A 26,999-nucleotide genomic window follows, 5' to 3' on the forward strand; every position below is an offset into this window, starting at 1 on the left:
TGGACAAGCCCGTGCCAATCAGGCGACGGACTGCCTGTCCTCGGGCTCGGCAGGTTTGTTGCCGTAATCCATTCGGTCGCGGGAGATTTCTTCCAGGAACACCGGTCTGCCGAAATAGTAGCCCTGGAAGCGATCGCATCCTGCAGCCCGCGCGCGCAACAGATCGTCCTCGGTTTCAATGCCCTCGGCGACGACATACTTTCCGCAACGCCGGGCGATTTCGACCACCGCGCTGACGAAGACATCGGTCACATGGTCCGTGCCAAGAGCGCAGATGTAGCTCTTGTCGATCTTGATCACATCGTAGGGAAGCGCGCGCAACTGGTTGAACTCGGAATAGCCCATGCCGAAATCGTCGAGCGCGATCCGGAACCCGGCATCCTGCAGCGACGAGATCTGACCGGCAATGCGCTCGTTGACCGCCAGCGATGCGCTTTCGGTAATCTCGAGCACGATGCGCTGCGGGCTGGTCGCCGATTCCGCCAGAATATCGAGCAACTTTTCCTTCAGGTCCGGCATCGCGATCTGGATGGCCGAGAGATTTATGCTCACGCTCACCTCCGGCAGGTTTGGAATGTCTTCGGCGACCTGCCGAGCCACATAGTAGCCGATTTCACCGATCATCAATGCCCGTTCCGCCACCGGGATGAACACATCCGGCGGAATGACGCCCCTGAGCGGATGCCGCCAGCGCAACAGCGCCTCGAACGAGATCAAACGCCCGTCGCCATCGACAATCGGCTGATACGCCACCCGCAGATGCCTCAGTAGCATCGCCGCCCGCAATTCGCGCACCAGCGCCTTCTCGTTGCGGATGTCGGTCAGCATGTCATCCTGAAAAAGTGTCGAACAGGCCCTGCCGTTTTTCTTCGAGGCGTAAAGCGCCATGTCGGCATTGATGACCAGCGCGCTCCAGGTCTTGCCGTGATCAGGCGCAAACGCGATGCCGATGGATGCCGAGACGGCGAGCCGCTGCGCGCCGATACTTACCTTGCCTGCCAAACCGGCCGCGAAGCCGGCACACTGCTCCTCCGCCCATTTGCCGGTCATCGGATCGGAGTGCTCGATCAGCACCGCGAACTCGTCACCCCCCAGACGGCCCACCATGGCGCCGGGAAAATACGACCGAAGCTTCTCGGCAACGAAAACCAGCACCCGGTCTCCGGCCGGATGGCCATGCGTATCGTTGACCTGCTTGAAATGGTCGACATCAATGAGGAAGAGGGCAAAGAACCGGGTCTTGCCGCGTGCCTCCAGCGCCTCCTTGGCTTGCGAAACAAATGTCTCCCGGTTGAGAACATCAGTCAGGACATCCCGCTCCGACTGGGCGAGAAGACTGTTGTAGCGCTTGCCGAGCGAGCGGAGCTTTCCCTTCAAATCCACATGCGCAATGGCGAGATACAGGATGCCAACGGAAAGGATGGCGATGATGGCAGCATCGGTGATGTCGATGAGGAAGCCGTTCGTATAATCGATGTTCCGGAAAAAATGGTCAAAAGCCAGGACAAGGGCGAAAAGCCCGAAGAGAATTGCCGAAAAACTGAACTCTGCACCCCAGTCAAACCACTTTTTTTGCAATTTTTTAGACACGTAAACAACTCCGCCGCCGGATGGGTACCGGACGCAATTTGTCCGGCGACCTGGAAACAATTGACAGGGAGCCTTTGCGTGAAAATCCGGGCGGAAAATGCGCACCGATCTTGCAACAGCAGGGCTATCCCCAAATCCATATTCGCATCATGCGCAACACCAGACTATCTGCCGCCTGTTAACGGAGAACGAACAAACGCTTGCAATTGTTGAAAAATTTTCGGCAATTCCGAGCCGAAACGTCGTGGATCACGGTCAGGACCGTTGCTGCCGAACCCACATTGCCGATGCCCGCCTACAGCGCTGTGCATCCAATCGGATGCCCAAAGGACGCTGCAGGACTTTGAAACAATGCATGTACGTTAGCGCGTGACGCCGTAGCTTTCATAAGTGGCATCCAGGAACTGCCGGGCGCAGGCCGGCCAGGAAAACTCAAGCGCCCGGGCACGCGCCGCGTCGCCGGAAAGCTCGAGGCAGGCAAGCGCGGCCTGGCGCAGATCCGCGTCGACGACGCCCGCGCCGCTTTGGCCGATGATGTCCTTCGGGCCGGTGACCGGGTAGGCTGCAACCGGCACGCCCGACGCCAGCGCTTCGAGCACCACCAGGCCGAACGTATCGGTCAGAGACGGAAACACGAAAACGTCGCCCATCGCATATAGCGCCGCAAGTTCAGCCCCGGATTTTGCGCCGGTGAAAGTGGCCTCGGGATAGCGTGCCTTGAAATCCTCGAGCATCGGGCCGTCGCCGACCACCAGCTTGGCTCCAGGCAGGTCCATGGCGAGAAACGTTTCGACGTTCTTCTCGACCGCCATCCGCCCCACGTGGACGAACACCGGACGGGGCAGATCGAGAGGCTCCGGATAGCCGGGATGAAACAGCTCCGTATCCACGCCCCGCGACCAGATATGCAGGTTGGTGAACCCCTTCGCCTCGAGTTCGGCCCGCAGGCTCTCCGTCGCCACCATGCAGCCGCGCCCCGCATTGTGAAACCAGCGCATGAAACGGTAGAGCCAGCTTTCGGGAACCGGATAGCGCGCCGAGACATATTCGGGAAACCGCGTGTGGTAGCTCGACGTAAACCCGTTGCGCCTGAGCGCGGCCCGTCTGCCAAGCAGTCCGAGCGGACCTTCGGTGGCGATCTGGATGAAATCCGGATTGGACGCCTCGATCCGGCGGGCAACCCGGCCCGGCGTTGTCAGCGCCAAACGGATCTCCGGATAGCCCGGCAACGGAATCGTCCGGAACTCCGCCGGCGAGAGAATGTCGACCTCGATGTCGAAGCTTTCGAGCTCGCGCACCAGGTTCTCGATCGACCGCACCACGCCGTTGATCTGCGGGCGCCAGGCGTCGGTGACAATCAGCAGTTTGGGCATCACCGTTCCGCCTGGGCGATTGGACAGTAAGAAGCGTTCATCCCCTGATAATCGCACCGGGACCGGCGAGCAACATTTCAGGAGAAATCAGAGCGCCAGCCGCAGCTTCTGTCCCGACGCCCGCGAGCAGCAGGCCATCATCCGTCCGCCCTCGGCGCGTTCGGACGCCGACAGCACCCGGTCGCGATGATCGACACCGCCTTCGAGCACCCGCACCTCGCAACTGCCGCAGAGCCCCTCTTCGCAATCGCTCGGCACATCGATGCCCGCCGCGCGGACCACCTCGAGCAAGGTCTGTCCGGCAGGCACGCTGAGATGGAGATCCGAATCCTCGAGCTCGACTTCGAAGGCCACATCGCCGGGCTTCGCCGCACCGGAAGCCTCGCTGACAAACAGCTCGCTGCGCAGCGTGCCCTCCGGCAGATCGGCGCACAGTTCGCTGAGCGCATCGAGCAGCCGGGCAGGCCCGCAGGCGTGAATGCGCGCCCCTGTAGCGCCGCATTCCGCGACGATCCCGGCGAGGTCGGCCCGGCCTCCCTCGTCCGAGACATGCAGCACAACGCGGCCGCCATGGTCTTCGATGAGCCTATCGGCAAAGGCCATCGCGCCGCGCGACCGGCCGCAATAATGCACCTTGTAGTCCCGGTCGAGCTGTTTTAGCCGGTCGGCCATGGCGACGATCGGGGTGATGCCGATGCCGCCTGCGATCAGCACGTGACGGTCCGCCTCTTCCTCGAGCCGGAAATAATTCTTCGGCCCGCGCAGCCGCAGGGTCATGCCCTTTGTCACCTGGTCATGGATGAAGCGCGAACCGCCGCGGCCTTCCTCTTCCCGCAGCACGGCGATCGTGTAACGAGGGTCCGACGGGGTGCCGCACAGAGAATATTTGCGCGAGAATTCGCCGGCAACCAGGTCGACATGCGCGCCCGGGCTCCAGGCCGGCAGGGCAAGCCCGTCCGGGTCTTCCAGATGCAGGATCCTGGTCCCCTCCGCGCCGGTCGTGATATCGGCGACGCGAACAGTGCGGGCGATCTCCTTGCTCGACGGCGCGCCGATGGGAAACGAGACACGGCGCTCGACGAGCGCGGGATCGGACCGTTCCGGATTGAGCGCCGGATCCCATTCGACCAGGAGCTGTTGCGGTCCCCGGAAGGCGAGGTTCGGCAGGTAGCTGAACTGCTGGTCCTCGACGAGCCGCATGTGCGGCAGCCGCCGCGACAACTCCTCGATGAAGATCCGCATTTCCAGCCGTGCGAAATTCTTGCCCATGCACTGGTGGCTGCCATAGCCGAAGGTCAGGTGCTCGGCGGCGCTGTCGCGGTAGATGTCGAGGAAATCGCCATTCTCGAAATGCCGGGAATCATGGTTGGCCGAGGCGCTGACGATCAGGAGCTTCGCCTCCGCCGGAATCGCCACGCCGGCAATCTCGGTGTCGCAGGTCGCTCTCCGGCGCCAGGCAACCACCGAGCCTTCGAGCCGCAGGCATTCCTCGATGGCGTTCGGGATCAGCTCCGGATCCCTGCAGATCCGCTCCCAGACCAGCCGGTCCGACAGCAGAAGCTTGAGCGCATTGGCGCTGGCCAGCGAGGTTGTCTCGTGCCCGGCGACGATGATCGCCATCATCATCGAATGCAGGTAGGAATCGGTGACGACTTCCGGGACTTCCGCGTTCATCCGGATGGCGTGATGCATCCAGCCGGTGCCGTCCGGCTCCTTGCGCATCTTCTCGAGCACGGTTCCCGCATATTGCCAGAACCGGCCGACGGCATCGGCGACCTTCAACTGCTGTTCCGGCGACGGCTTGCCCCAGGTGTTGACGGTATGCGCGACCGAGAATTCCTTCAGCGCATCCATGTCTTCCTTGGGTACGCCGAGAAAATGCAGCGCCACCGTCAGCGGGATCTCCCACAGCATCGCTTCGACCAGGTCGGCCCGCCCGGAATCGACGAAGGCATCGACCTTCTTGCGGGTAAGCCGGCGGATCATGTCTTCCTTGGCGGCCAGGTTTTCTGGCAGGAAATGCTCCATCAGCACCCGCCGCCGCTCCATGTGCGCCGGCTCGTCCTCGTTCACCAGGGTCCGGTTCATCTGGTAATTGTAGCGCTTGAGCCTCTCCATCGCCTCCTCGCTCGGCGGCACCACCCGTTCGAGCGCGATCGAGGGCGAGAAGGTGACGTTGTCGCGGAACACCGCCTTGACGTCCTCGTAGCGGCTGACCACCCAGTAACCGAGCTCAGGGCTGTAGAACACCGGCTCCTGCTCGCGCGACCATTTGAGCGCCTCCGCCGGGTTCGCCAGGTACTCGGCGGCGAACGGATCGAAGGCTTGCGCCTGCGCCGAGACCGGGCAGCCGCCCGGTGCGGCATGGACCGGACAACCGGCCGGCGCCTGCACAGGGTTTTCCGTTCCAGGCTGCCGATCCGTCATGCTCCGCTCCATTTACTAATAGTGCACATTATGTTCTATATTTGTAACGTCCATGGGCCGCCTGGTCAACAAAGCCGCAGTGAGGAGATGACATGAGCACGCTGCAAACCCTGTCCCGCGGGCTCCAGGTCCTGGAAATCGTCTCCCGTTCGGCCTCGGGCCTGTCGATTGCCGAGATCGCCCAGGCGCTTGGCGTCCACCGGGCGATCGCCTACCGGCTGGTTTCAACGCTCGAGGAACATCTGCTGGTTGTCCGCGATCCCGAGGGCCGCATCGGCATCGGCGGCGGCGTCGTGGCGCTGAGCGAACGCTACCAGCCGCAATTGCGCACCGCGGCGCAGCCGGTCCTCAGGTCTCTCGCCGAGGCAAGCGGCGGAACCGCCTTCCTCTGCATCGCCCAGGGCGACGAATGCGTCGCCATCGAGGTCGCCGAACCGGAGGCGCCCCTGCTGAAGGTCTCCTACCGCGTCGGCAGCAGGCACCCCGTCACCAGGGGCGCGGCGGGGCTGGCGATTGCAATGCAGCGCCCGCCACGGCGCACCGACCCGGAGGAGCTGCAGATCGCGCGGCGCGACGGCTTCGCGCTCACGCATGGGCAATTGCAGGAAGGCGCCATCGGCGTGGCCGCGCCGCTGGCGCGCACCGACCGCTCCGGCCTGAGTGCGGAAGCCTGCATCGGCGTCGTCGCCATGCACGCGCTCGACACGGAGGCTGCCACCGCTGCGGTGCTCATCCACCGCGACCGGCTCCTCGCCGCCATTGGCTGACCGCGATCAGAAGGCACGAATGACCTTTAAAGCGGCTGCTCCGGCGTTCGGCTATTCCTTGATGTAGGGCTGGCCATCCGCCGCCGGCGCCCGCGCCCGTCCGATGAAGCCGGCAACGACGATGATTGTCGCGATATAGGGCGCCATGGCCAGGAATTCCGACGGGATCGGGGTCTGCAGCAGCGCCAGTTTCTGCTGCATGGAATCGGCAAACCCGAACACCAGCGCCGCCATCAGCGCCCCCACCGGGTGCCAGCGGCCGAAGATCATCGCCGCAAGCCCGATATAGCCCCGCCCGCCGGTCATGTTCTCGTCGAACCGGCCGACCGAACCGAGCGTGAACCAGGCCCCGCCGAAGCCCGCCACCATGCCGCCGAGCGTCACATGGATGAAGCGGGTTCGGTAGACATCGATGCCAAGCGTGTCGGCGGCCCGCGGATGCTCGCCCACCGCCCGTGCTCTCAGCCCGTTGCGGGTGTAGAACAGGTAATAGGTCGCCACCGCCACCATGATCAGCGCGCCGTAGACGAAGATGTTCTGGTAAAACAGCATCGGCCCGATCACCGGAATGTCGCCCAGAAGCGGAACCTTGATCGCCCGGAACACCGGCGCATTGTTCAGGGACCGGTATTCCTGAAACACCTGGCTGCTGACATAGGACGTCAATCCAAGCACGAACAGGTTGATCACCACCCCGGCAATGATCTGGTCCATCCGGTAGGTGACCACCAGCGCCGCAAGAATGAAGCCAAACAGACCGCCAACAGCAACCGCAGCCGCAAGTCCGGTGATCCCGCCAAAGACCGATCCCAGCAGCGCGCCCGTGAAAGCGCCTGCCAGCAGCATGCCCTCGATCGCGATGTTGACGACGGCGACCCGCTCGCATAGCACGCCGGCCAGTCCCCCGAGCGCGATCGGCACCGCCCGCACCATCGTCGCCTGCAGCATGCCGGTGAGCGAGAACGCCTTGCCGGCCGTCGCCCAGACCAGGAACGTCACCACGACAAGCGCCAGGCCGATGCCAAGCGACAGCGACGACCACCTGACGCCGCCACGCAGGAACTGGCGCACACCGAGGAACGCCAGGAGACCGGCAATGATGTAGTTGAACTGCATCGCCGGGACACTCAGATCGGGCAGCACGAGCGCATCGTTTGGCCGCGACAGCCGGAACACCGCGTTGCCGTCGCTGCCCGCCCCGAACACCAGCCCCACCAGCACAGCCAGGGCAATCAACACCGCCCCGACGATCCGGGCATGTTTCCGCTTGCCGATATCGAGTGCGGAGGAAGAGGTCGGAGTCGTATTGGTGGTCATCGCCATCAGTGTTATTTACCCTGTTGTGTTGCGGGCTTTCGAAAGCCCCAGGGGAATATTGCGCGCACCAGGAGAGGTGCGGCGATGAAGACAATGATCAGCGCCTGGATGATCCCGATCAGATCGATGCTGACCCCGGCGTCGACCTGCATCTGCCGGCCGCCTGCCTCAAGCCCGCCAAACAGCAGCCCGGCGAACAGCACGCCGACCGGATGCGACCGGCCGAGCAGCGCCACGGCAATGGCGTCGAACCCGATGCCGGCGGAAAATCCCGGTGTCACCCGGTCGAGTACACCGAGCACCTGCACCGAACCGGCAAGCCCTGCCAATGCGCCCGCCGAAGCCATCGCCAGGACGATGATCAGCCCTGAGCGCATGCCGGCGAAACGGGCCGCATCCGGATTGGCGCCGCTGGCCCGGAACTCGAAGCCGATCTTGGTCCTGAACAAAAGCCAGTAGACCAGGTAGACCGCCGCCAGCGCCAGGAAGATGCCGGCATGGACGCGCAGGTTGGGATCGATCCAGTCCAGCAATCGCGGCAGCCCCGCGTGGTCCGGAACCGACTTGGAGATGGGATCCGCGCGGCCCGGCCGCTGCACGAACGGCAGCCGCAGCATGTAATCGATCAGGCGGTAGGCAATCAGGTTGAGCATGATCGTGGAAATCACCTCGTGCGCACCGGTGGCGGCCCGCAGCCAGCCCGCGATCCCCGCATAGAACGCACCCGCCAGCGCCCCGCTCAGAAGGCACAGCGGCAAGAGCACGAAAACCGGAAGGCCGGGAAAACTGAACCCGGTTATCACCGCCGCCATTCCCCCCATCAGGATCTGGCCTTCCGCGCCGATGTTGAACAGCCCGGCGCGAAACCCGAGCGCCAGCCCGAGCCCGGCAAGGATGAGCGGCGTCGCCGCGGTCAGCGTCTCCGATATCGCGCTGATCGATCCAACCGAGCCCTGCAGCAGCGCCAGGTAGGACCTGGCGATTGTCGCCGGTTCCACACTGGTCGCCAGCATCGTCAACGCGCCGAGCACCAATGCCGCAACGATTGCAAACAACGGCACGATGACCAGGTCTTCGAATTCGTGCCGCCCGGGCGCCGCCCGCTTGAGCAGGCTCTGGATGGCAGTGTCGGTCTTTCCCTCGCTCATGCGCCTGCTCCCGCCATCGCCAATCCGACGGCATTCTTGTCGACCTCGCCCTTGCTGGCGTCGAACTCGGCCACCACCCTGCCCTTGAACATCACCAGGATGCGGTCCGACAGCGCCAGGATCTCGTCAAGTTCGGAAGAGACGATCAACACCCCGTCCCCCTCGTCCCGGGCATCGATCAGCCGCTGGTGGATATATTCGATCGACCCTACATCGAGACCGCGGGTTGGCTGTGCGGCAATCATGAACCTGGTGTCGCGCGCCATTTCCCGCGCCACGACAAGCTTTTGCTGGTTGCCGCCCGAAAGGGTCCCGGCTTCGGCAAACACCGAGGGCGTCCGAACGTCGAAATCCACGGCGTTCCGGGCCGCACTCTCCTGGACCTTGTCCCAGCGGATCTGCATGCCCGACGAAAATCTCTCGTCATAATAGGTGTCGAGCACCATGTTCTCGGCCACGGTGAAATCGGTAATGATGCCGGCACGCTGACGGTCCTCGGGAATATGGGCGATGCCCATTCTGTGGCGTGCCCGCGGCGAGGCGCGGGTGATATCCGCACCGGCAAAGCGAATCGACCCGCTGGCGGCCTCCCGCACGCCGGCAAGCGCTTCGACCAGCGCGGTCTGTCCGTTGCCCTGCACGCCGGCAATGCCGACGATTTCACCGCTCCTGACCGAAAAGCTCAGGTGATCGACGGATATCTGGTCGTTCTCGTTGAGCACCACGAGATCATCGATCTCCATCAGCACCGGACCCGGCTCATAAGCTTTCTTGACCACGTCAAAGCTGACCGGACGTCCGACCATCATTTCCGCCAGTTCCGTCGTCGTGGCCGTCGCCGGATCACCCTCGCCGACGATCTCACCGCCGCGCAGCACGCTGATCCGGTCGGCGATCTCGAGGATCTCGTTGAGCTTGTGGGTGATGAACACCAGAGCCTTGCCTGCATCGCGCAGGGATTTGACGATTTCGAAGAACTCCTCGACTTCCTGTGGCGTCAGCACCGCCGTCGGCTCGTCAAGGATCAGCACCTCCGCGGAACGGAACAACACCTTGATGATCTCGACCCGCTGCTGAACGCCCACCGGCAGGTTTTCAATCAGCGCGTCTGGATCGACCGCAAGGCCATATTTCTCCCGGATCTCGAGCACCTGGGCCCGCGCCGTCCCCAGGTCGAGATAGTCGAGCCTGCCGGTCGGCTCGACGCCCAGCACCACGTTCTCGGCCACGGTGAAGACCGGCACCAGCATGAAGTGCTGATGCACCATGCCGATGCCGGCTGCGATTGCCTGGCCTGGCCCGTCGAAGCTGACCGGCTTGCCGTCGATCAGGATCTCGCCCTCGTCGGGACGGTAAAGGCCGCACAGCACATTCATGAGCGTCGACTTGCCGGCGCCGTTTTCGCCCAGAAGCCCCAGCACTTCACCGCTGCGGATCGTCAGGTTTACGCCGGAGTTGGCCACCACCGGCCCGAAACGCTTGGTGATACCGCGAAGTTCGACATCCATCTCACACCCCTTGAGTCCTGTGGCGCAGGGAAGCCCCTGCGCCAGTCTTTCAGCGGAGCGGATTACTTCGGAGAGACCGTGATCGATCCGTCGATAATGCCGGCGCGGATGGTTTCGAGTTCCTGCTTCAGATCGGCGGGTACCACATCTTCCATCTCGTGGAATGGAGCCAGATCAACACCGCCATTCTCCAGCGACCCCAAAAGAATGCCGCCTTCAAACTTGCCGTCCATGACCTGCTTGATCACATCGAACACCGTCGCATCCATCCGCTTGGTGATGGAGGTCAGGTATATTTCCTTGTGTTCGGGATCGGTGAGGACCAGATCGGCATCGACGCCAATGATCTTCAGCTTGTCCGCACCAAGCTCGGATGCCAGCGTGGCCGAACCGAGGCCGACAGGACCGGCGACCGGAACAATGATATCGGCGCCTTCATCGTAGAGGTTCTGCGCGAAGGCCCGGCCGTCGTCGAGGGAATCGAAATTGTTGGTGAACAGCCCTTCGCGGGTCTTCGGGTCCCAGCCCAGAACGCTGACCGAAGTGCCCTTCTTTTCGTTGTAGTAGGCAGCGCCGGCATGGAAGCCATCCATGAAGATCGTCACCGGCGGAATGTTGATGCCGCCAAAGACACCCAGCACACCGGTCTTGGACATCCCGGCAGCCAGATAGCCAGCCATGAACGCTGCCTCATCGGTCGCATAGACCTGCCCCAGAATGTTCGGAACCGCCGGATCGTAGGCAAAATCGACGATCGAGAATTTCTGGTCCGGATTGGCTTCCGCCGCTGTCTTGGTGGCGTCGCCGAGCAGAAAGCCGACGGTGATGATCACGTCGCAGTCGCCGCCGAGCAGTGAGTTGATGTTGGCCTCGTAATCCGTTTCGGCCTGGGACTCGAGAAAGCGGCCCTCGATGCCCAGTTGCGCCTTGGCGTCCTCGACACCCTTCCACGCCGTCTGGTTGAAGCTATTGTCGTCAATGCCGCCGGTGTCGGTGACCTGACACGCGGTGAATGCCGATGCCGCCGTTGCCGAGGCAAGGAAAAACGCCAGTGCCGCGGCGATGCGGCCAGACTTGTTCCGAACAATGCTCATGATGACCTCCAGGTTTGGTTTCTTGGTAACGGTCCGACCGGTCGATTGGCTGGACACCGGACCGGCAGGCATTTTCTCAAAACGTCAGGAAGAGAGAGTACCGCCCGTTGGTCGTGTCCCATTGACATACGTCAATTGAGGGAAAAGATTCCTCCGGACCAGGCCATTAATGCCTCATCCCATCAAGGATGGACTCCGCCTCCCGTTCAACCGCATCCATTCTCTCCCGCACGATCTGCTCCTGTTGTTTGACGTCTAACTGGTTTTTATCCTGCGAGAGGTCGATCATCTCCCCGACCGCCACGGCAACGCGGGAAAACGGCAACGGCGCCTCCCGCCTGTCCCAGCGGGATCTCATCACGATCTTGCGCGAACTGGCCACGCCGATGGGCGCCAGCACCACGCCGTGAAGGGCGCTGAGCGTAAGCGCACCCGAACGGATGCGGTGTTGTGGGCCGCTGGGACCGTCGAGGGCCAGCGCGAGCAGGCTGGCGCTCTCCTTCACCTGTCTCACCAGCTCGGGAAACCCATGCGAGTTCGCATCCGTGGGAAGCAGGACCGGCCGGTAGCCGAAGCGCTTGCAGATCTCTCCGATCACCCGGCCGCGAAACGAGTTCACGGTAATGACGATCGCGTTCTTGCCTTTTGCCAACGGAAACAGCGGCAGGTACTTGCCGTGCCAGAAAACCGCCAGCACCTGATGCCCCTCGGCGATGTAGCGGTCCAGCCTGTCAAGCTGACTCGTGTCCTTGCGAAGCGAAGCGCTCCATATCCGAAGGATCGCGACAAAGGCACCGGCAACGAGCCGGACACCAATCGAGGTCGCGATCTTCCGGATGCGTTCAGCCATGCTTGTCCGGCTTTCCATCGTCATCCGGCAGAATGGCGTCCGCCGCCGCATAGGCAAAGTTTCCGAGAATTTCCATTTCCCGCGCAAGCGATCGCCTGGCGCGGGCCCAGAGACTGTCGGCTTCGGCGACCTGGCTCCGGTTGCCCGAGAGTATCCGTCGGTAATAGTCCCGGGTTCGCGCGACGGTCTTGTCGATCGCGTAGTCGGCGGCGGTCTCCAGCGCGGCGCGGCGCATCGCCTGTCGATGGCTTTCCCCGGCCGTCGCAAGCTCCTCGAGCGCTGCGGCAAACCCCGCCACATCTGTATCCGCGTCAAGCAAACGGCCGTTGAGCCGGTCCGTCACCACATCCCGCGCGCCGGGCGCGTCCAGCGCCACCACCGGGCTCCCGGTCGTCATCGCCTCCACCAGCACCAGTCCCTGGGTTTCAGAAAACGAGGAGAACGCGAAGACATCCATGGCCGCGTAAGCGTCGGCAAGAGCACCGCCTTTCAACACGCCGGCAAAATGCGCGCGATGGCCCATGCCCTCTCTTTCAAGCGTCCGCTGCATCTCCGGCCGGGATGGTCCGTCGCCGACGACGAGCACATGCGCTTTGGAATTCCGGCGCAGAAACTTTACAAAGGCTTCAGCCAGAAAGGCGAGATTTTTCTCCGGCGCCAACCGCCCGACATGCCCAGCGAGAAAGACGCCGTCGGGAACGGACAGGCACGAGCGGCCGCGCGCGCGTTCCCCTGCGGCAAAGCAGGATACATCGACCCCCGTCGGCACAACGCTCACAGGCGTGCTGACACCGTGATCGGCGAGAAATTCCGCAATGCTCCGGCTCGGCGCGATCACTCCGTCGCAGAGGTCGCAATAGCCGAGCGAAAGGCTGAGCGCCAGGCGCTTCAGCAGCTCTGAATCCTGCGCCACATAGTGACCGTAAAGCTCGTAACGGGTGTGATGCGTGAAGACGACGGGCACATCGAGAAGGCTGGCCGTCCGCAACGCCGTATCGCCGAGCAGAAACGGATGGTGGCTGTGGATGATGTCGGGATCGAAGGCTTCCGTTGCCTCGGCAAGGCCGGGAGAAAGCGGCAGCGGCATGGAGAAGTCGCTTCCCGCGAAGTTCTGCACCGCCGGTATCCGCCGGACCCCGGGCTCCTCGATTGCCATGTTTCCATATTCGGGCGCCACGACCAGCACCTCGTCGCCGACCCGCCGCAACCCCGCCGCCAGTTCGCTGACACTGCGTGCCACGCCGCCGACATGCGGCGTGTAGGTATTGGTGAACATCAGTATCTTCATCATCCGCCCTGCTTTGACTTTGCCACAGCCGGCAATCGCATCAACGGCCCGGGACCGGGCATGCATTCCGCAAACGAAATGACGGCGACCCTCAGCCGCCGGCCCTGAACTCGGTCCCGATCTCCTGCTCCAGCGCCAGGTGATGCATCAGATCAGAAAGCGAGATCACCCCCACCAGGCGCCGGCCCTCGACAACCATCAGCTTGCGCCTTGTGTTGGTCGTCATCCGCCTGAATACTTCATTGAGCGGCGTATCCGTTGCAACCGTATTGTCGGCTTCCGCAGGCACCGTGATGTCAAGGACCGACCGGGAAGCCCAGTTTTCCCTGGCAACGCTGCGCACGGCCGCCGTATCGACATATCCCTTGAGCGCATCGCCCGAAAGCACCGGAACGAAACTGACTCCGTGGCGCAGCATCACATCGTCGACCAGCTCTGCGATGGATGCCGTGGCGTCGACGGCGTGAACCGTCCGGCTCATCAGCTGTCTGGCGGTCTTGCCGCGCAACGCGGTCTTGACCAAGAGGTTCTGGTAGCTGCCGTTGGAGGCATTGAGGATGAAGAAACCGATCAGGATCTGCCAGAAACCGCCGACACCACCGCCGGTGAACACGGCGAGCGCGCCGGTGAGCATCAGAAACAGCCCGAACACCAAGCCAATGCGGCTCGAAATCCGCGTCGCCTTCAGAAGATCCTGCGTCACCCCCCAGATCACGGCCCTGAACACCCGGCCGCCATCGAGCGGAAATGCCGGGACCATGTTGAATACGGCCAGCACCAGGTTGATCAGCGCCAGGTAGCCGAACACGGCGCCGGCGAGGCTGGCCCCCGATTGCGCATCGCCCAGCGCCGAGGCGCCATAAAACAGCGCCGCCAGCAACAGGCTCATCAGCGGCCCGGCAATGGCGATCAGGAACTCCGACTTCGGATCGTGCGGCTCTTCCTCGAGCTCGGCAACACCGCCGAAGATGAAGAGCGTAATGCCGCCGACCTTAAGCCCATACGATCGCGCCACCAGAGAATGAGACAGCTCGTGCAGGATCAGCGAGACGAACATGCCGAGCATCGCGAAAATCCCGAGCACCGTGTAGAGCCCCGCGGTCTCGCCTGGCAGGGCTTCGGGGAAATAGGAGGTCGACAGGCTCCAGACGATCAGCGCCGCGATCAGCAGCCAGCTGGGATCGACCTTCAGCTTGAAGTCAAAGATCTCGAACAGTTGCACTGCATTCTTGAACATGAGGCCTCCTGACTGACCGGTAGGGCGACGCCATCATGCCTCAGGCGGCGGCAGAAGGTATTGATCCACGTCATTCCCCCCACCCGACGACGGCGGAGGTGAAGGCCGGTCCGGTCCGAGCTATTCGAGCCGTGCGGGGAACCCCGGTGCGCGCAGGTCGGTGCCGAGCCGGTCTTCGAGCAGCTTGGCGATCATCGGCGACTGGGCGTTTCCGCCATAGGCGGCCTTGGCCTCGACATAGGTCTGCTCCGTCATCGAGGCCAGCTCCAGCGGCACCCCGAATTCGCGTCCGAACTCCATGGCGAAGCCGAGATCCTTGAGCGCCAGGTCGATGTTGAAGGCAATGTCGTAGGAACCGTTCAGAATCAGCGCTCCCTCGGTCTCGTGCACGAAGGAATTGCCCGACGACGCCTTGATCGCCGCCCAGGCCTGGCCGAGATCGAGACCGCCGCGCTTGGCCAGCATCAGCGCCTCGCCGCAGGCCTTCAGATGAATGAAGGCCAGCATGTTGGTGATCACCTTGATGATCGAGGAATTGCCGAGCGGCCCCATGTGGAAGATCTGGTTTCCCATCGCCTGAAGCGCCGGCAGATGCAGGTCGAACAGGTCCTTGTCGCCGCCCGCCAGCATGGTGATCTGGCCCTGCGCCGCCAGGTGAACGCCGCCGGTCACCGGCAGTTCCATGGTGCGCACGCCCTTTTCGGCGGCGATTGCACCCAGCCGGAGGATCTCGTCGCGGCCGAGTGTCGACATCTCGATCCAGGTGGCGCCCGATTTCGCCGTCGTCAGCACCTTCTTGAGAACCTTCTCCGAAACCGCCGGCGACGGCAGGCAGGTGACGATGGCGTCGCACTCGCGAGCCAGCTCCGCCGGTGTCGCGGCCCAGGCGCCGCCCATGTCGACATGGCGCTTGCCAAGCGAGGGATCGAGGTCATTGACCGTGACCTCAAAGCCCGCTTTCAGCAGGCTCGCCGCCAGATGTCCGCCGAGATTGCCAAGACCGATGAAACCGTAGCGCATGAGAATGACCTTCAGAGAGATGGCGGGGGAGAGCGGGCGCCGTCAGCCGTGGCCGATCAGCGCCTTGGTCTCGAGATAATCGTGCATGCCCCAGTCGGCATATTCGCGGCCGTTGCCCGATTGCTTGTAGCCGCCGAAAGGCGCGAACAGATCCCAGTCGGGATAATTGATATGCACCTGGCCGGCGCGCATCTGCAGCGCGACCTTGCGCGCATGCTCCAGATCGCCCGATTGCACATAGGCGGCAAGCCCGTAGACCGTGTCGTTGGCGATCTCGATGGCCTCTTCCTCGGTGTCATAAGGCATGATCGACAGCACCGGGCCGAAGATCTCCTCGCGTGCGATACGCATGTCTCGCGTCACGCCGCCAAACACCGTCGGCCTGACATAATAGCCGCGGTCGAGCCCTTCCGGCCGGTCGCGCCCGCCGGTCACCAGGATCGCCCCGTCCTGGATCCCCGATGCGATCAGGCCCTGGATCTTGTCATACTGGACCTGGCTGATCACCGGTCCAAGGTTGGTCTGCGGATCGCGCGGATCCCCGGTCGCCAGTTCCTCGGCTGCCTTTTTGGCAATGGCGAGCGCTTCCTCATGACGGTCGCGCGGCACCAGCATCCGCGTCGGCGCATCGCAGGACTGGCCGCTGTTGCCGAAGCATCCGGTCACGCCATTGGCCACCGCGGATTGGAGATCGGCGTCCGCCAGGATGAGATTGGGCGATTTTCCGCCGAGCTCCTGCGCCACCCGCTTGACCGTATCGGCCGCAGATTTTGCCACCAGAATGCCTGCCCGCGTCGAACCCGTGAACGAGACGATGTCGATGTCGGGATGGGAACTGAGAACCTGCCCGACACCCGGCCCGTCGCCATTGACCAGGTTGAACACGCCGGCCGGAACGCCGGCCTCGTGCAGGACCTCGGCGAACAGGATGCCGCTCAGCGGCGCGATCTCGCTCGGCTTGAGCACTACCGTGCAGCCCGCTGCCAGCGCCGGCGCCACCTTGCAGGCGATCTGGTTCATCGGCCAGTTCCAGGGCGTGATCAGCCCGGCGACCCCGATGGCTTCGTGCACGATCAGCGTCGAGCCGCGTTTTTCCTCAAACACAAAATCCTTGAGCGCGGTCATGGTCGCTTCGATGTGGCCGAGCCCGGACCAGGCCTGGTCGGAACGCGCCATTTTCAGCGGCGCGCCCATTTCGGTGCTGATCGCCTCGGCAATCTCGTCAAGCCGGGATTCATAGGCGTCGCGGATCCGCCCCAGAAGCGCGAGCCTGTCGGCCGCACTCCAAGCGCTGAAGCCCGGGAACGCTGCCCGCGCCGCGGCGATTGCCTTTACCGCATCGGCGGATGTGCCAAGCGGCACTTTCGCCACGCTCTCTTCCGTCGCCGGGTTGATCACGTCGATCAGCGTCGCGCCTTGAGAAGGTGCGACCCACCCGCCATTGATATAGAACCGTCCGAGATTGCCGTAATCGGCCATCGATCAAACCTCACACATAGATGTTGAAGGCCGCCCGGATCGCCGCGTCGGTGGCAGGATCGAACAAAGGCCCCGTGGATTGCGAAAGAATCCGGTTCTTCCTCTCGATGGCCTTTTGTATCAGATCCGGCTTGCCGAGTTCAGCCCATTCCTTCGGGCTGGTGCGGTCGGCCACCGCCGGATAGACATATTCGGTCTGCATCACGCTCAAGGTTTGCGGGTGCCCGAGGTAATGACCGGGGCCTTCCAGGCACACTTCCCGCATCGCTTCCAGGCTGACGCTGTCCTCGGTGACGTCGATGCCGCGCACGCAGCGCAGCACCTGGCCCAGCAGATCGTCGCCCAGCACCAGCGATTCAAGGCAGAAGCCTAGGAGCGAGGCATGCATGCCGACCGCCTCATAGACCATGTTGAGACCGCTCAGTCCGGCCATGGTGTTGGAGATCGCCTGCTCCCATCCCGCCTGCATGTCGGGCAGCTTGGAATCCGCAATCCCCGCCGCCGCCCCGCCGGGCAGTCCGTAGAAGCGGTGCATCTGGGCGCAGCCCGCCGTCAGCAGCGCCTGCTCGCCCGATCCGCCGGACATCGCGCCGGACCGCAGATCGGAGACGAACGGCCATGTGCCGAACACCGCCGGATGGCCCGGCGCCATGGCGTTGACATAGACAACGCCGGCGAGGCATTCGGCCACGGCCTGCACGATCGCGGTGGCGAGCGGTGCCGGCGCCGTGGCGCCCGCCTGCCCGGCCGAAAGCAGCAGCACCGGCATGCCGGCGCGAATGCACTTCTCCATGGTGATGCAGCTCTCTTCCGCGAATTTCATCGGAGGAACCACGAAGCAGTTGGAATTGGACACGAACGGCCGCGCCCGCCAGTTGGCTTCGCCGCCGGAGATCATGTGAATGAGATCCATGCAGCCTTCGAAATGCGACGGATCGGAGAAGCTGGTGCCGACATGCTTGGTCGTGCCGGCGCAGCAGGCATAGAGCGTGTTGATGTCCATCTCGAAATTGTCGACGACATCGCGGCAGACCATGGCGCGCTGGAAGAAATGCACATTGTCGAGCGCATGGGTCAGCCGCGCCGCGTCATAGAGGTCCTGCGCCGTGGATTCCCGGTACTCGCGCTTTTCGACGTCGACCACATGAACGGCCGCACCTGCCGTGCCGAAATGCACCCGTGTTCCCGACAGGTCGAGATCGAATTTCGGGTCTCGGCCAAACAGCACGAGATCCTTCTTGGCCAGCGCCAGCATGTCTTCGACCAGGGCGCGCGGGAACCTCAACCGCCCGTCATCGCCGAGGATCGCCCCGGCCCGGGTCATGATCTCGACGCCCGAGGGCGGAGCCTGCGACAGGCCGATGGTTTCCAGCGCATCAAGTGCGGCTTCGTGAATGCGAAGCACATTCGCATCCGTCAGCGGCGAGTACTGCCCGCCGCTCATGCCCGGCCGGATCGGCCTCAGGTTTTCGGCCAGTGGCGCCGTCCTGACGGCGACACGCCCGGCACGGCCACCAGAGCGGCGGCCCTGCCTTTCGAGAACTGGCGGTACGATCGGCATTTCTGCCACGGGGTCAATTGCAGGTTCGATTACGGGTTCCATCGCGGTCTCCAGGAGGTCCGAAGCAAAGGTCAATTCACATCCGGACGCGGAGCGCGCCGGGGTCGTACAGGGGCTTGAGAGACGCCGTTGCAGAATGGCGTTCCCCGGCAATTTCGATTTCATAGGTTGAGGCGAGTACGTCTTCCGCGCTTTCACCGGCGCACGGCACGTAACCGAGGCCGATGGCACCGCCGAGATGATGGCCGTAATTGCCAGAGGTGACGATCGAGACGATCTCGCCGTCGCGCACGACCACCTCGTTGTGGAACAGCAATGGTTCGGGGTTTGTCAGCTGGAATTGCACCATCCGGCGCGAAAGCCCTTGCTCGCGCTTGCGCAGCACCGCATCCCGGCCGATGAAATCACCCTTCCCGGTCTTCACCGCGAAGCCCAGCCCGGCCTCGAGCACATGGTCCTCGTCGGTGATGTCATGGCCGAAATGCCGGAAGGCCTTTTCGATGCGGCAGGAATCGAGCGCGTGCAGACCGCAAAGCTTGAGCCCGTGATCGCTCCCCGCTTCCGCCAGCGCCTCGAACACATGCGCCGCCTGGTCGGAAGAGACGTAGAGCTCCCAGCCCAGTTCGCCGACATAGGTGACCCGGTGGGCGCGGGCGAGCCCCATGCCGATCTCGATCTCGCGGGCGGTGCCGAAGGGATGCGCGTCGTTGGAGAAATCATTGGGGCTGACAGCCTGCATCAGCGCACGGGCATTCGGCCCCATGACGCAGAGCACAGATTCCGCCGCGGTGATGTCGGTGATCACCACGAACTCGTCGCCCAGGTGCCGCCTCAGCCAGCTGAGGTCGCGCTGCAGCGTCGCGCCCGGCACGACAAGCAGGAACGCCGTCTCGCTGAGCCGCGTCACGGTCAGATCGCACTCGATGCCGCCGCGCGTATTGAGCATCTGGGTGTAGACGATCCGCCCCGGCTCGACATCCATGTCGTTGGCGCAGAGCCGCTGCAGGTAGCTAAGCGCGTCCCGTCCCTCGACCCGGATCTTGCCGAACGAGGTCATGTCGAACAGACCGACCTTTTCGCGCACCGCCAGGTGTTCGCGCTTCTGGTTGTCGAACCAGTTCTGCCGCTTCCAGGAATACTGGTATTCGGGCGTTTGCCCTTCGTCCGCGAACCAGTTGGCCCGCTCCCAGCCGGCGACTTCGCCGAACACCGCGCCGCGCGCCTTCAGCTGCTCGTGGATCGGCGAGCGGCGCACGCCGCGCGCCGTCGCCATTTGCCGGTAGGGAAAGTGATCGGCGTAAAGCAGGCCGAGCGTTTCGGTGACGCGGCTCTGCAGGTAGTGCCGGTTCTTCTGGAAGGGCTGCGCCCGGCGGATATCGACTTCCCACAGATCGAATGGCGGCTCGCCGTCATTCATCCACTGCGCCAGCGCGAAACCGGCGCCGCCGGAGGAAACGATACCGATCGAATTGTACCCGGCGGCAAGCCAGTAGCCTTTGATCTCCGGCGCTTCGCCGAGATAGTAGCGGTCGTCCGGTGTGAAACTTTCCGGCCCGTTGAAGAAGGTGTGAATGCCGGCGGTGGCAAGCAACGGCAGCCGGTTGACGGCCTGTTCGAGGATCGGCTCGAAATGGTCGAAATCCTCCGGCAACTGGTCGAAGCAGAAGTCTTCCGAGATGCCGTTCATGCCCCAGGGCTTAGCCACCGGCTCGAAGGCGCCGAGCAGCATCTTGCCGGCATCTTCCTTGTAGTAGGCGCACTCGTCCGGAACCCTGAGCACCGGCAGCCGCGGCAGGCCCTCAATCGCCTCGGTGACGATGTAGAAATGTTCGCAGGCATGCAGCGGCAGCGTCACGCCGGATTGCGCCGCCAGATCCCGGCCCCACATGCCGCCGCAATTGACCACGAGGTCGGCGGCGATCGTGCCGCTTTCCTCGCCCTGCTGCCAGTCGACCCCGGTCACCCTTCCATTGGCGCTGTTGACCGACGTGACCTTCACGCCCTCGATGATCCGTGCGCCGTTCTGCCGCGCGCCCTTGGCCAGCGCCATGGCGATGTTGGCCGGATCGCATTGCCCGTCGAGCGGCAGGTGCACCGCCGCCGTGACATCGGAGATGTTGAGATGCGGATACATCTTCAGCACCTCGTCCGGCCCGATTTCCTGGACGTCGATGTCGAACGCCCGGGCAAGCGACGCCTGCCGGTAGATCTCTTCCTTGCGCGCTTCCGTCAGCGCCACGGTGATCGAGCCGCATTGCCGCATGCCGGTGGCGACGCCGGTTTCTTCCTCCAGCTTGACGTAGAGATCGGCGGAATATTTGGCGAGCCGCGTCATGTTGAGCGAGGCGCGCAATTGCCCGATCAACCCGGCCGCATGCCAGGTGGTGCCACAGGTCAGCTGCTTGCGTTCCAGAAGCACGATGTCGGTCCAGCCCAGCTTGGCCAGGTGATAGGCCACCGAGCAGCCGGAGACGCCGCCGCCGACGATGACCACGCGGGCGTTTTGGGGAACAGTCACACTCATGCCCGCAGTCTTTCGTTTTGGGGATCCCACAGCGGCTGATCCGGTTCAACCGTGGCGGAAAAGCGTTCGCCGAAGATTTCGACATCCAGCCGGGTGCCGGGTTCGGCGAGGTCGGCCCGCACCATGCCGAGCGCGATTGACTTGCCGATCCGGTGACCCCAGCCGCCCGACGTGGTTTCACCCACGACGACGCCGTCGTGCCAGAGCGTCGACATGTAGGGCGCGTCGCAGTCGCCCGCCTCGACGGTCAGCGTCACGAACCGCTTGGAAACACCCTGCTGCCTTTCCGCCTCGAGCGCCTGCTTGCCGAGAAAGTCCGGCTTGTCCCATTTGACGAACCGGTCGAGACCGCCCTGCAACACGGTGTAATCGGTCGACAGATCGCCCTTCCAGGCCCGGTAGCCCTTCTCGAGCCTGAGCGAATTGAGCGCGAACATGCCGAAGGGCTTGAGCCCGTGCGGTTTGCCGGCCTTCATCACCGCATCGAAGATCTTTGGCGTGTCCTCGACCTTGGAATGAATTTCCCAGCCGAGCTCGCCGGCAAACGACACCCGCACCAGCTGGCACCAGGTGCCATCCAGCTGCGCCGACTGATGCGTAAGCCATCCCTTACTTAAATCCGCCTCAGTCACGGCCGCCAGGATCTCGCGCGATTTCGGACCGGTCAGGATCTGGCAGGAGAACGCTTCGGTGACGTCCTCGACCGCGATTTCCGAGCCGGCCGGCAGGTGCTTGATCAGCCATTCATAGTCGTGCAGTTGCGCCGTCGCCGCGGTGATCAGGAAGAAGAAATCCTCGTCCAGCGCCATCAGCGACATCTCGGTGACTATGCGGCCCTTGGCATCGGCGAAATAGCCAAGCCCGATCCGGCCCGGTTTCGGCGCCGTGCCGGTGATCAGCGAATTGAGCCAGTCGCGCGCGCCCGCACCCTGCACCCGGAACCGCGAGAACCCCGGCAGGTCGAGAATGCCGGCCGCGTCGCGCACCGCCAGGCACTCCTCGCGGACCGCTTCGAACCATGCGCCCTCGCGCGCCCAGGTCTGCGTTGCCTCTTCGCTTGTGTCGTCGCCGGGCCGCGCATACCAGTTGGCCCGTTCCCAGCCATTGTAGGCGCCGAACTGGCCACCGAGATCTGCGATCCGGTCATGCACCGGCGACAGCTTCCTGTTGCGCCCCACCGGCCAGGCATGGTGCGGGAAATGCATGGCGTATTCGTGGCCGTAGACCTCCATGCCCTTGGCGACCGTGTAGTCCTGGTCGCAGAACGCGGTGAAGCGGCGCGGGTCGCACGACCACATGTCCCACTCGGTCTCGCCCTCCATCACCCATTCCGCCAGCACCTTGCCGGCGCCGCCGCCCTGGCAGATGCCGAAGGTGAAGACGCAGGCCTCGAACGCGTTGGGGACACCCGGCATCGGCCCGATCAGCGGATTGCCGTCCGGCGTGTAGGGAATCGGCCCGTTGATGTTCTTGGTGAGCCCCGCCGTGCCCAGCAGCGGCACCCGCGCGCAGGCGTCGTTGATGTACCATTCCAGCCGCTCGAGATCGTCCGGATAGAGCTGGAACGAGAAATCCTCGGGCATCGGATCGTCGGGCGTCACCCAATGCGCCTTGCAGTTGCGCTCGTAGGGGCCGAGATTGAAGCCGTTCTTCTCCTGCCTGAGATAGTAGGAGCTGTCGACATCGCGCATCAACGGCAGCTTGTGGCCGACCTCGGCGGTCCATGCCGCCACTTCCGGCACTTCGTCAAACAGCATGTACTGATGGCTCATCACCATCATCGGCACGTCGCGGCCGAACATCTTGCCGACTTCGCGGGCATAATAGCCCGCAGCGTTGACCACGTATTCACAGCGGATCTCGCCCTTTTCGGTCGAGATCACCCACTCGTCGTTTTCACGCCGCGCGCCGGTCGCCGGACAGAAGCGGTAGATCTTCGCGCCGAGATCCCGCGCGCCCTTGGCCAGTGCCTGGGTCAGCTGCGCCGGATCGATGTCGCCGTCATAAGGATCGTAAAGCGCGCCGGCGAGATCGTGGATCTCGGCGAAGGGATAGCGCGAGGTGATCTCGCCGGGCGACAGAATGTCGAGATCCATGCCCTGGTAGCGGCCCATGCCGACGACGCGCTGGAACTCCCTGAGCCGCTCCTTCGAATGCCCGAGCCGGATCGAACCGGTGACGTGGTAGTTCATCGGATAGTCGACCGCAGCCGCGAGCCCCCGGTAGAGCTCGGCCGAATAGCGCTGCATGTTCATGATCGACCAGGAGGACGAGAAAGTCGGCACGTTGCCCGCCGCATGCCAGGTGGAGCCAGCCGTCAGCTCGTTCTTCTCCAGAAGCACGCAGTCGGTCCAGCCGGCCTTGGCCAGATGATAGAGCGCCGAGACGCCAACCACGCCGCCACCGATGATGACAACCCGCGCATGCCCTGCAATCTCGCTCACCCGCCATCTCCCTCATATCGATCGGTCTGAAGCGAGTATCGAGCCCGAATTTTCAGTTCGCAATCAGGCCCGAACACCATTATTAATCGACAAACTCGATTAGGGTGCAGGGCAACAATTTCCGGGAGATCGACCATGCAGATCGAATTGCTGGAGACATTTCTCGATCTGATGGAGACGAAAAGCTTCAACCGGACGGCGGACCGGTTGAACCTGAAGCAATCAACCGTGTCGGCGCGCATCAACACGCTCGAATCGGTGCTCGGCAAGAGGCTGTTCACGCGGAGCCGCGCCGGCACCCAGCCGACGCCCGCGGGATACCGGCTGCTCGACCATGCAAGGGCGCTGCGCCATCAATGGAACGAGGCCCGCCGCTCAGTGCAAAGCACCGGCAATTTCGACCAGTCGATGCGGATCGGCATCCAACACGACCTTGCCTCCAACCACATCGCCGATTGGGTCGCAGGCTTTCGCGCCATCCTGCCAAGGGCCGCCTTCTACATCGATCTCGACTTTTCCAACCAGATGAGCGTCGACCTGCTGGCGGGCGAACTCGACCTGTCGATCATGTTTACGCCGAAGCACATGCCCGACCTTCACCATGAACTCATCGGCGAGGTCGGCTACCGGCTGATCAGCTCGAATGCCAGGCGCATCGCCGAGATCGAGCCGACCAGCTACATCTTCACCCGCTTCTCGCCGGCCTTCGAGAAGGTACACAATCCGATGATGGCCGACCTCGCCGAGGCGCCGCTGTCGAGCGGCCAGAACATCACCGTCTGCGGCCTGCTTTCATCGCTGGGCGGCTCGGCCTATGTGCTCGAGGAATCCGCCACCGAGATGGTGGCGGCGCAAGGCTTCGACTATGTCGAGGACGCGCCGCGCATTCCCCAGGGAGTCTATTGTGCCATGCATCTGCGCAACCGCCATTCCCATGTCCACCGGCGCCTGCTCGAAAGCGTGCGCCGGCAGTTGGCGGCCGATCCCGGCAGGGGTTGAATCGGAGCCCCGCTCCGACAGCGCTATGCAGCCACTGTCCGTGTGCCGCTACCCGACAGGTTTTTCCAGATCCGCCAGGCTTCAAGCGCCGCCAGCGGCAGGAAGTTGACCAGCGCCGGCCCGAGATTGTCGTGCACGAAGATCCAGTGCACAAGCGTCAGCACCGCTGCCGGGTAGACGAACCGCTGCAGCGTCTTCCACTTTTTCAGCAGCCAGCGCTGCGAGATGTTGTTGCTGGTCAGGCCCAGCGGCACGAAGATGGCGAACGCCAGCCAGCCGGTCCAGATCCCCAGTTCCATGAACTCGGCCAGCATTGGCGCCAGCGCGCCTTTCTCCATCACGTAAAGCACCAGGTGCAGGACGGCGTAGAGAAACGCCGCGACGCCCAGCGCGCGGCGGCGTCGCATGAGCCAATTGAGCCAGCCGGCCTTGGGAAAGATCATCCTGAGCGGCGTGATCATCATCGCGATGATCATGAAACGGGCGGAAAACTCGCCGCTGGGGTGCAGCAGCCCCTTGGCCGCGCCCGGATCGGAAGACAGGGCAATCATCATCGGCAGCGCCGGCAGCGCCAGAACCGCCCAGAAGAAATATCGAGAGGAGAGTATGCTTTTCACGGTTTAGGTCCTTTCCGATCTGCCTCCCAATCCGTGTTCTGGAATACGCCCGATAGCCGCCGGCTCCTAGTTAAACTCTGGTAATGAAGTTTCGGGCGCCAACGCCCGCCAACACAAACGGCGCCGGCGTTTTGCGCCGGTGCCGCGTTGTTGAGGGGCGGATCTCCCCGCCCCTCGTGCTTTTCCAGTCACACGATCTAGTGCTTGAACTTCTTGATCTCTCCGGCGCTCAGACGTGAGGCGTAGGACCTCAGCTCCTTCTTCACCAGACCCATCAGGAAGTAGAGGCAGAAGATGTTGACCACGCTCATTGCGAAGATAGCGGCATCCGAGAAGTCGATGACCGGACCGAGGCTGGCCGCCGCTCCGATGACGATGAAGATGCAGAAGATGATCTTGAACGTCAGCTCGGAGCTTTTGCCTTCGCCGAACAGATAGGTCCAGGCCTTGAGACCGTAGTAGGACCACGAAATCATCGTCGAGAAGGCAAACAGCACAACCGCGATCGCCAGCACGTAGGGGAACCAGCCGATTGCCGAACCGAACGCCGCGGAGGTCAGGGCAACGCCGCTGACATCGCCGACAGTGGCGATCGAAGAACCGGCTTCGTTGAGCTGGTAAAGCCCGGTCGCCGGATCAACGATCAGCTGCTGCGAGATGGTAATGACCAGAGCAGTCATCGTGCAGATCACGACGGTATCGATCAGCGGCTCGAGCAGCGAGACGAAACCTTCGGTAATCGGCTCCTTGGTCCTGACCGCCGAGTGGGCAATTGCCGCCGAACCGACACCGGCTTCGTTGGAGAATGCCGCCCGCTTGAAGCCCTGGATCAGGGCACCGACAAAGCCACCGGCAACGCCCAGGCCTGTGAAGGCGCCACCGAGGATCTGGCCGAAGGCCCAGCCGATCTTGTCGTAGTTGACCAGCAGGATGATCAGCGCCGCACCGACATAGAGAATGCCCATGAACGGAACGATCTTTTCGGTCACATTGGCGATCGACTTGATTCCGCCGACGATGACCGCAAAGACCACCGCTGCGAAGATGATGCCTGTAATCCAGCCGGGATAGTCGCCGACAATTCCGGAAATCTGGGCATGCGCCTGATTGGCCTGGAACATGTTGCCGCCGCCGAAGGCGCCCAGAATACAGAAGATGGAGAACATGATCGCGAGGAACTTGCCGCCAGGAAGACCCAGCTCCTTGAAGCCCTTGGAGATGTAGTACATGGGACCGCCGGAAACCGTGCCATCCTCATACTCGTTTCGGTACTTCACACCGAGCGTACATTCGGTGAACTTGGACGCCATTCCGAGCAATCCCGCAAGGATCATCCAGAATGTCGCGCCGGGGCCACCGATGCCGACGGCAACAGCCACACCGGCAATGTTGCCGAGTCCGACCGTGCCTGAAAGCGCGGTCGCAAGCGCCTGGAAGTGGCTGACTTCGCCGGCATCGTTCGGATCCGAATAGTCGCCCTTCACCAGCCCGATGGCATGACCGAAGAAGCGAAACTGAACAAACCCGAAGTAGATTGTGAAAATCGTCGCGGCGATAACCAGCCACATGACGATCCAGGGAAAGCCAGTCCCCGGAATTGGCGCAAAGATGAGACTGACAAACGGGCCGGTGACTGCGGCAAAGATTTCATTGACCTTCTGGTCAAGCGTCATGGCTTCCTGCGCATGGGCAGCGCCGGCAAGGGCTGAAGATGCAATCGTCAACAGCATCAGTTTTCCAAGATTATTCATGATTG

General features: G+C 63.2%; 19 protein-coding genes. 2 read left to right on the forward strand and 17 right to left on the reverse strand.

The window, feature by feature from the left end; genetic code table 11:
- Window positions 1–18 precede the first annotated feature (18 nt).
- The 3 genes from O4H62_RS15540 to O4H62_RS15550 all read right to left on the reverse strand — a co-directional run bounded on the left by O4H62_RS15540 (window position 19) and on the right by O4H62_RS15550 (window position 5,390).
- Entirely contained in the window at window positions 19–1,590 is a 1,572-nt protein-coding gene (locus O4H62_RS15540; protein ID WP_269389193.1) for a putative bifunctional diguanylate cyclase/phosphodiesterase, read from the reverse strand.
- Window positions 1,591–1,952: 362 nt separating this feature from the next.
- Entirely contained in the window at window positions 1,953–2,963 is a 1,011-nt protein-coding gene (locus O4H62_RS15545; protein WP_269389194.1) for a glycosyltransferase family 4 protein, read from the reverse strand.
- Window positions 2,964–3,050: 87 nt separating this feature from the next.
- A complete protein-coding gene (locus O4H62_RS15550; RefSeq protein ID WP_269389195.1) occupies window positions 3,051–5,390 on the reverse strand; it encodes a cytochrome P450/oxidoreductase in 2,340 nt (779 codons plus the stop codon).
- A 92-nt stretch (window positions 5,391–5,482) separates the two neighbouring features.
- Here O4H62_RS15550 and O4H62_RS15555 point away from each other — a divergent pair, with 92 nt between their 5' ends.
- Complete coding sequence (locus tag O4H62_RS15555; RefSeq protein WP_269389196.1) at window positions 5,483–6,157, forward strand: IclR family transcriptional regulator; 675 nt, start codon at window positions 5,483–5,485, stop codon at window positions 6,155–6,157.
- A 51-nt stretch (window positions 6,158–6,208) separates the two neighbouring features.
- On the opposite strand, the gene O4H62_RS15560 is transcribed toward O4H62_RS15555, so the two are convergent.
- From O4H62_RS15560 to O4H62_RS15615, 12 genes are all read right to left on the reverse strand, one after another.
- Window positions 6,209–7,480, reverse strand: coding sequence for an ABC transporter permease (locus O4H62_RS15560; RefSeq protein ID WP_269389197.1), 1,272 nt, complete (start codon window positions 7,478–7,480; stop codon window positions 6,209–6,211).
- A 5-nt stretch (window positions 7,481–7,485) separates the two neighbouring features.
- Complete coding sequence (locus O4H62_RS15565; protein WP_269389198.1) at window positions 7,486–8,622, reverse strand: ABC transporter permease; 1,137 nt, start codon at window positions 8,620–8,622, stop codon at window positions 7,486–7,488.
- Complete coding sequence (locus O4H62_RS15570; RefSeq protein ID WP_269389199.1) at window positions 8,619–10,130, reverse strand: ABC transporter ATP-binding protein; 1,512 nt, start codon at window positions 10,128–10,130, stop codon at window positions 8,619–8,621. The genes O4H62_RS15565 and O4H62_RS15570 overlap by 4 nt, the downstream gene beginning before the upstream one ends.
- Window positions 10,131–10,192: 62 nt before the next feature.
- Window positions 10,193–11,224 carry a BMP family lipoprotein gene (locus O4H62_RS15575; protein WP_269389201.1) on the reverse strand — a complete coding sequence of 344 codons (1,032 nt, stop codon included), beginning with the start codon at window positions 11,222–11,224 and terminating at the stop codon, window positions 10,193–10,195.
- 166 nt (window positions 11,225–11,390) lie between these two features.
- A complete protein-coding gene (locus O4H62_RS15580) occupies window positions 11,391–12,074 on the reverse strand; it encodes a lysophospholipid acyltransferase family protein (RefSeq protein WP_269389203.1) in 684 nt (227 codons plus the stop codon).
- Window positions 12,067–13,365 carry a glycosyltransferase gene (locus O4H62_RS15585; RefSeq protein ID WP_269389204.1) on the reverse strand — a complete coding sequence of 433 codons (1,299 nt, stop codon included), beginning with the start codon at window positions 13,363–13,365 and terminating at the stop codon, window positions 12,067–12,069. Before O4H62_RS15585 ends, O4H62_RS15580 begins: the two co-directional genes overlap by 8 nt.
- An 88-nt stretch (window positions 13,366–13,453) precedes the next feature.
- Window positions 13,454–14,599 carry a site-2 protease family protein gene (locus O4H62_RS15590; protein WP_269389205.1) on the reverse strand — a complete coding sequence of 382 codons (1,146 nt, stop codon included), beginning with the start codon at window positions 14,597–14,599 and terminating at the stop codon, window positions 13,454–13,456.
- A 120-nt stretch (window positions 14,600–14,719) separates the two neighbouring features.
- Window positions 14,720–15,619: an NAD(P)-dependent oxidoreductase gene (locus O4H62_RS15595; protein WP_430538442.1), complete on the reverse strand. Its 900-nt coding sequence runs from the start codon at window positions 15,617–15,619 to the stop codon at window positions 14,720–14,722.
- Between the two features lie 42 nt (window positions 15,620–15,661).
- Window positions 15,662–17,098, reverse strand: a complete 1,437-nt coding sequence (locus O4H62_RS15600; RefSeq protein WP_269389206.1) for an aldehyde dehydrogenase family protein — start codon at window positions 17,096–17,098, stop codon at window positions 15,662–15,664.
- A 10-nt stretch (window positions 17,099–17,108) separates the two neighbouring features.
- Window positions 17,109–18,659 carry a trimethylamine methyltransferase family protein gene (locus tag O4H62_RS15605; RefSeq protein WP_269389489.1) on the reverse strand — a complete coding sequence of 517 codons (1,551 nt, stop codon included), beginning with the start codon at window positions 18,657–18,659 and terminating at the stop codon, window positions 17,109–17,111.
- Between the two features lie 76 nt (window positions 18,660–18,735).
- Window positions 18,736–21,183: a GcvT family protein gene (locus O4H62_RS15610; protein WP_269389207.1), complete on the reverse strand. Its 2,448-nt coding sequence runs from the start codon at window positions 21,181–21,183 to the stop codon at window positions 18,736–18,738.
- Window positions 21,180–23,627 (reverse strand): GcvT family protein, encoded by a 2,448-nt coding sequence (locus O4H62_RS15615; RefSeq protein WP_269389208.1) that lies wholly within the window; start codon window positions 23,625–23,627, stop codon window positions 21,180–21,182. Before O4H62_RS15615 ends, O4H62_RS15610 begins: the two co-directional genes overlap by 4 nt.
- A 135-nt stretch (window positions 23,628–23,762) precedes the next feature.
- Here O4H62_RS15615 and O4H62_RS15620 point away from each other — a divergent pair, with 135 nt between their 5' ends.
- Entirely contained in the window at window positions 23,763–24,626 is an 864-nt protein-coding gene (locus O4H62_RS15620) for a LysR family transcriptional regulator (protein ID WP_269389209.1), read from the forward strand.
- Between the two features lie 23 nt (window positions 24,627–24,649).
- Here O4H62_RS15620 and O4H62_RS15625 read toward each other — a convergent pair whose 3' ends face one another.
- Complete coding sequence (locus O4H62_RS15625; protein WP_269389210.1) at window positions 24,650–25,243, reverse strand: sulfite oxidase heme-binding subunit YedZ; 594 nt, start codon at window positions 25,241–25,243, stop codon at window positions 24,650–24,652.
- A 197-nt stretch (window positions 25,244–25,440) separates the two neighbouring features.
- Window positions 25,441–26,994, reverse strand: coding sequence for an alanine/glycine:cation symporter family protein (locus O4H62_RS15630; protein ID WP_269389212.1), 1,554 nt, complete (start codon window positions 26,992–26,994; stop codon window positions 25,441–25,443).
- Window positions 26,995–26,999 lie beyond the last annotated feature (5 nt).

It is taken from the genome of Parahoeflea alexandrii, from assembly GCF_027214025.1.
Taxonomy (GTDB): Bacteria; Pseudomonadota; Alphaproteobacteria; order Rhizobiales; family Rhizobiaceae; genus Hoeflea; species Hoeflea alexandrii_A.

Bases quoted from the DNA above. Each gene is read 5' to 3' on its own strand.
- O4H62_RS15570 (WP_269389199.1), bottom strand. From the start codon at position 10,130: ATGGATGTCGAACTTCGCGGTATCACCAAGCGTTTCGGGCCGGTGGTG.
- O4H62_RS15575 (WP_269389201.1), bottom strand. From the start codon at position 11,224: ATGAGCATTGTTCGGAACAAGTCTGGCCGCATCGCCGCGGCACTGGCG.
- O4H62_RS15560 (WP_269389197.1), bottom strand. From the start codon at position 7,480: ATGGCGATGACCACCAATACGACTCCGACCTCTTCCTCCGCACTCGAT.
- O4H62_RS15580 (WP_269389203.1), bottom strand. From the start codon at position 12,074: ATGGCTGAACGCATCCGGAAGATCGCGACCTCGATTGGTGTCCGGCTC.
- O4H62_RS15610 (WP_269389207.1), bottom strand. From the start codon at position 21,183: ATGAGTGTGACTGTTCCCCAAAACGCCCGCGTGGTCATCGTCGGCGGC.
- O4H62_RS15600 (WP_269389206.1), bottom strand. From the start codon at position 17,098: ATGGCCGATTACGGCAATCTCGGACGGTTCTATATCAATGGCGGGTGG.
- O4H62_RS15630 (WP_269389212.1), bottom strand. From the start codon at position 26,994: ATGAATAATCTTGGAAAACTGATGCTGTTGACGATTGCATCTTCAGCC.
- O4H62_RS15620 (WP_269389209.1), top strand. From the start codon at position 23,763: ATGCAGATCGAATTGCTGGAGACATTTCTCGATCTGATGGAGACGAAA.
- O4H62_RS15565 (WP_269389198.1), bottom strand. From the start codon at position 8,622: ATGAGCGAGGGAAAGACCGACACTGCCATCCAGAGCCTGCTCAAGCGG.
- O4H62_RS15585 (WP_269389204.1), bottom strand. From the start codon at position 13,365: ATGATGAAGATACTGATGTTCACCAATACCTACACGCCGCATGTCGGC.
- O4H62_RS15545 (WP_269389194.1), bottom strand. From the start codon at position 2,963: ATGCCCAAACTGCTGATTGTCACCGACGCCTGGCGCCCGCAGATCAAC.
- O4H62_RS15590 (WP_269389205.1), bottom strand. From the start codon at position 14,599: ATGTTCAAGAATGCAGTGCAACTGTTCGAGATCTTTGACTTCAAGCTG.
- O4H62_RS15595 (WP_430538442.1), bottom strand. From the start codon at position 15,619: ATGCGCTACGGTTTCATCGGTCTTGGCAATCTCGGCGGACATCTGGCG.
- O4H62_RS15555 (WP_269389196.1), top strand. From the start codon at position 5,483: ATGAGCACGCTGCAAACCCTGTCCCGCGGGCTCCAGGTCCTGGAAATC.
- O4H62_RS15605 (WP_269389489.1), bottom strand. From the start codon at position 18,659: ATGCCGATCGTACCGCCAGTTCTCGAAAGGCAGGGCCGCCGCTCTGGT.
- O4H62_RS15550 (WP_269389195.1), bottom strand. From the start codon at position 5,390: ATGACGGATCGGCAGCCTGGAACGGAAAACCCTGTGCAGGCGCCGGCC.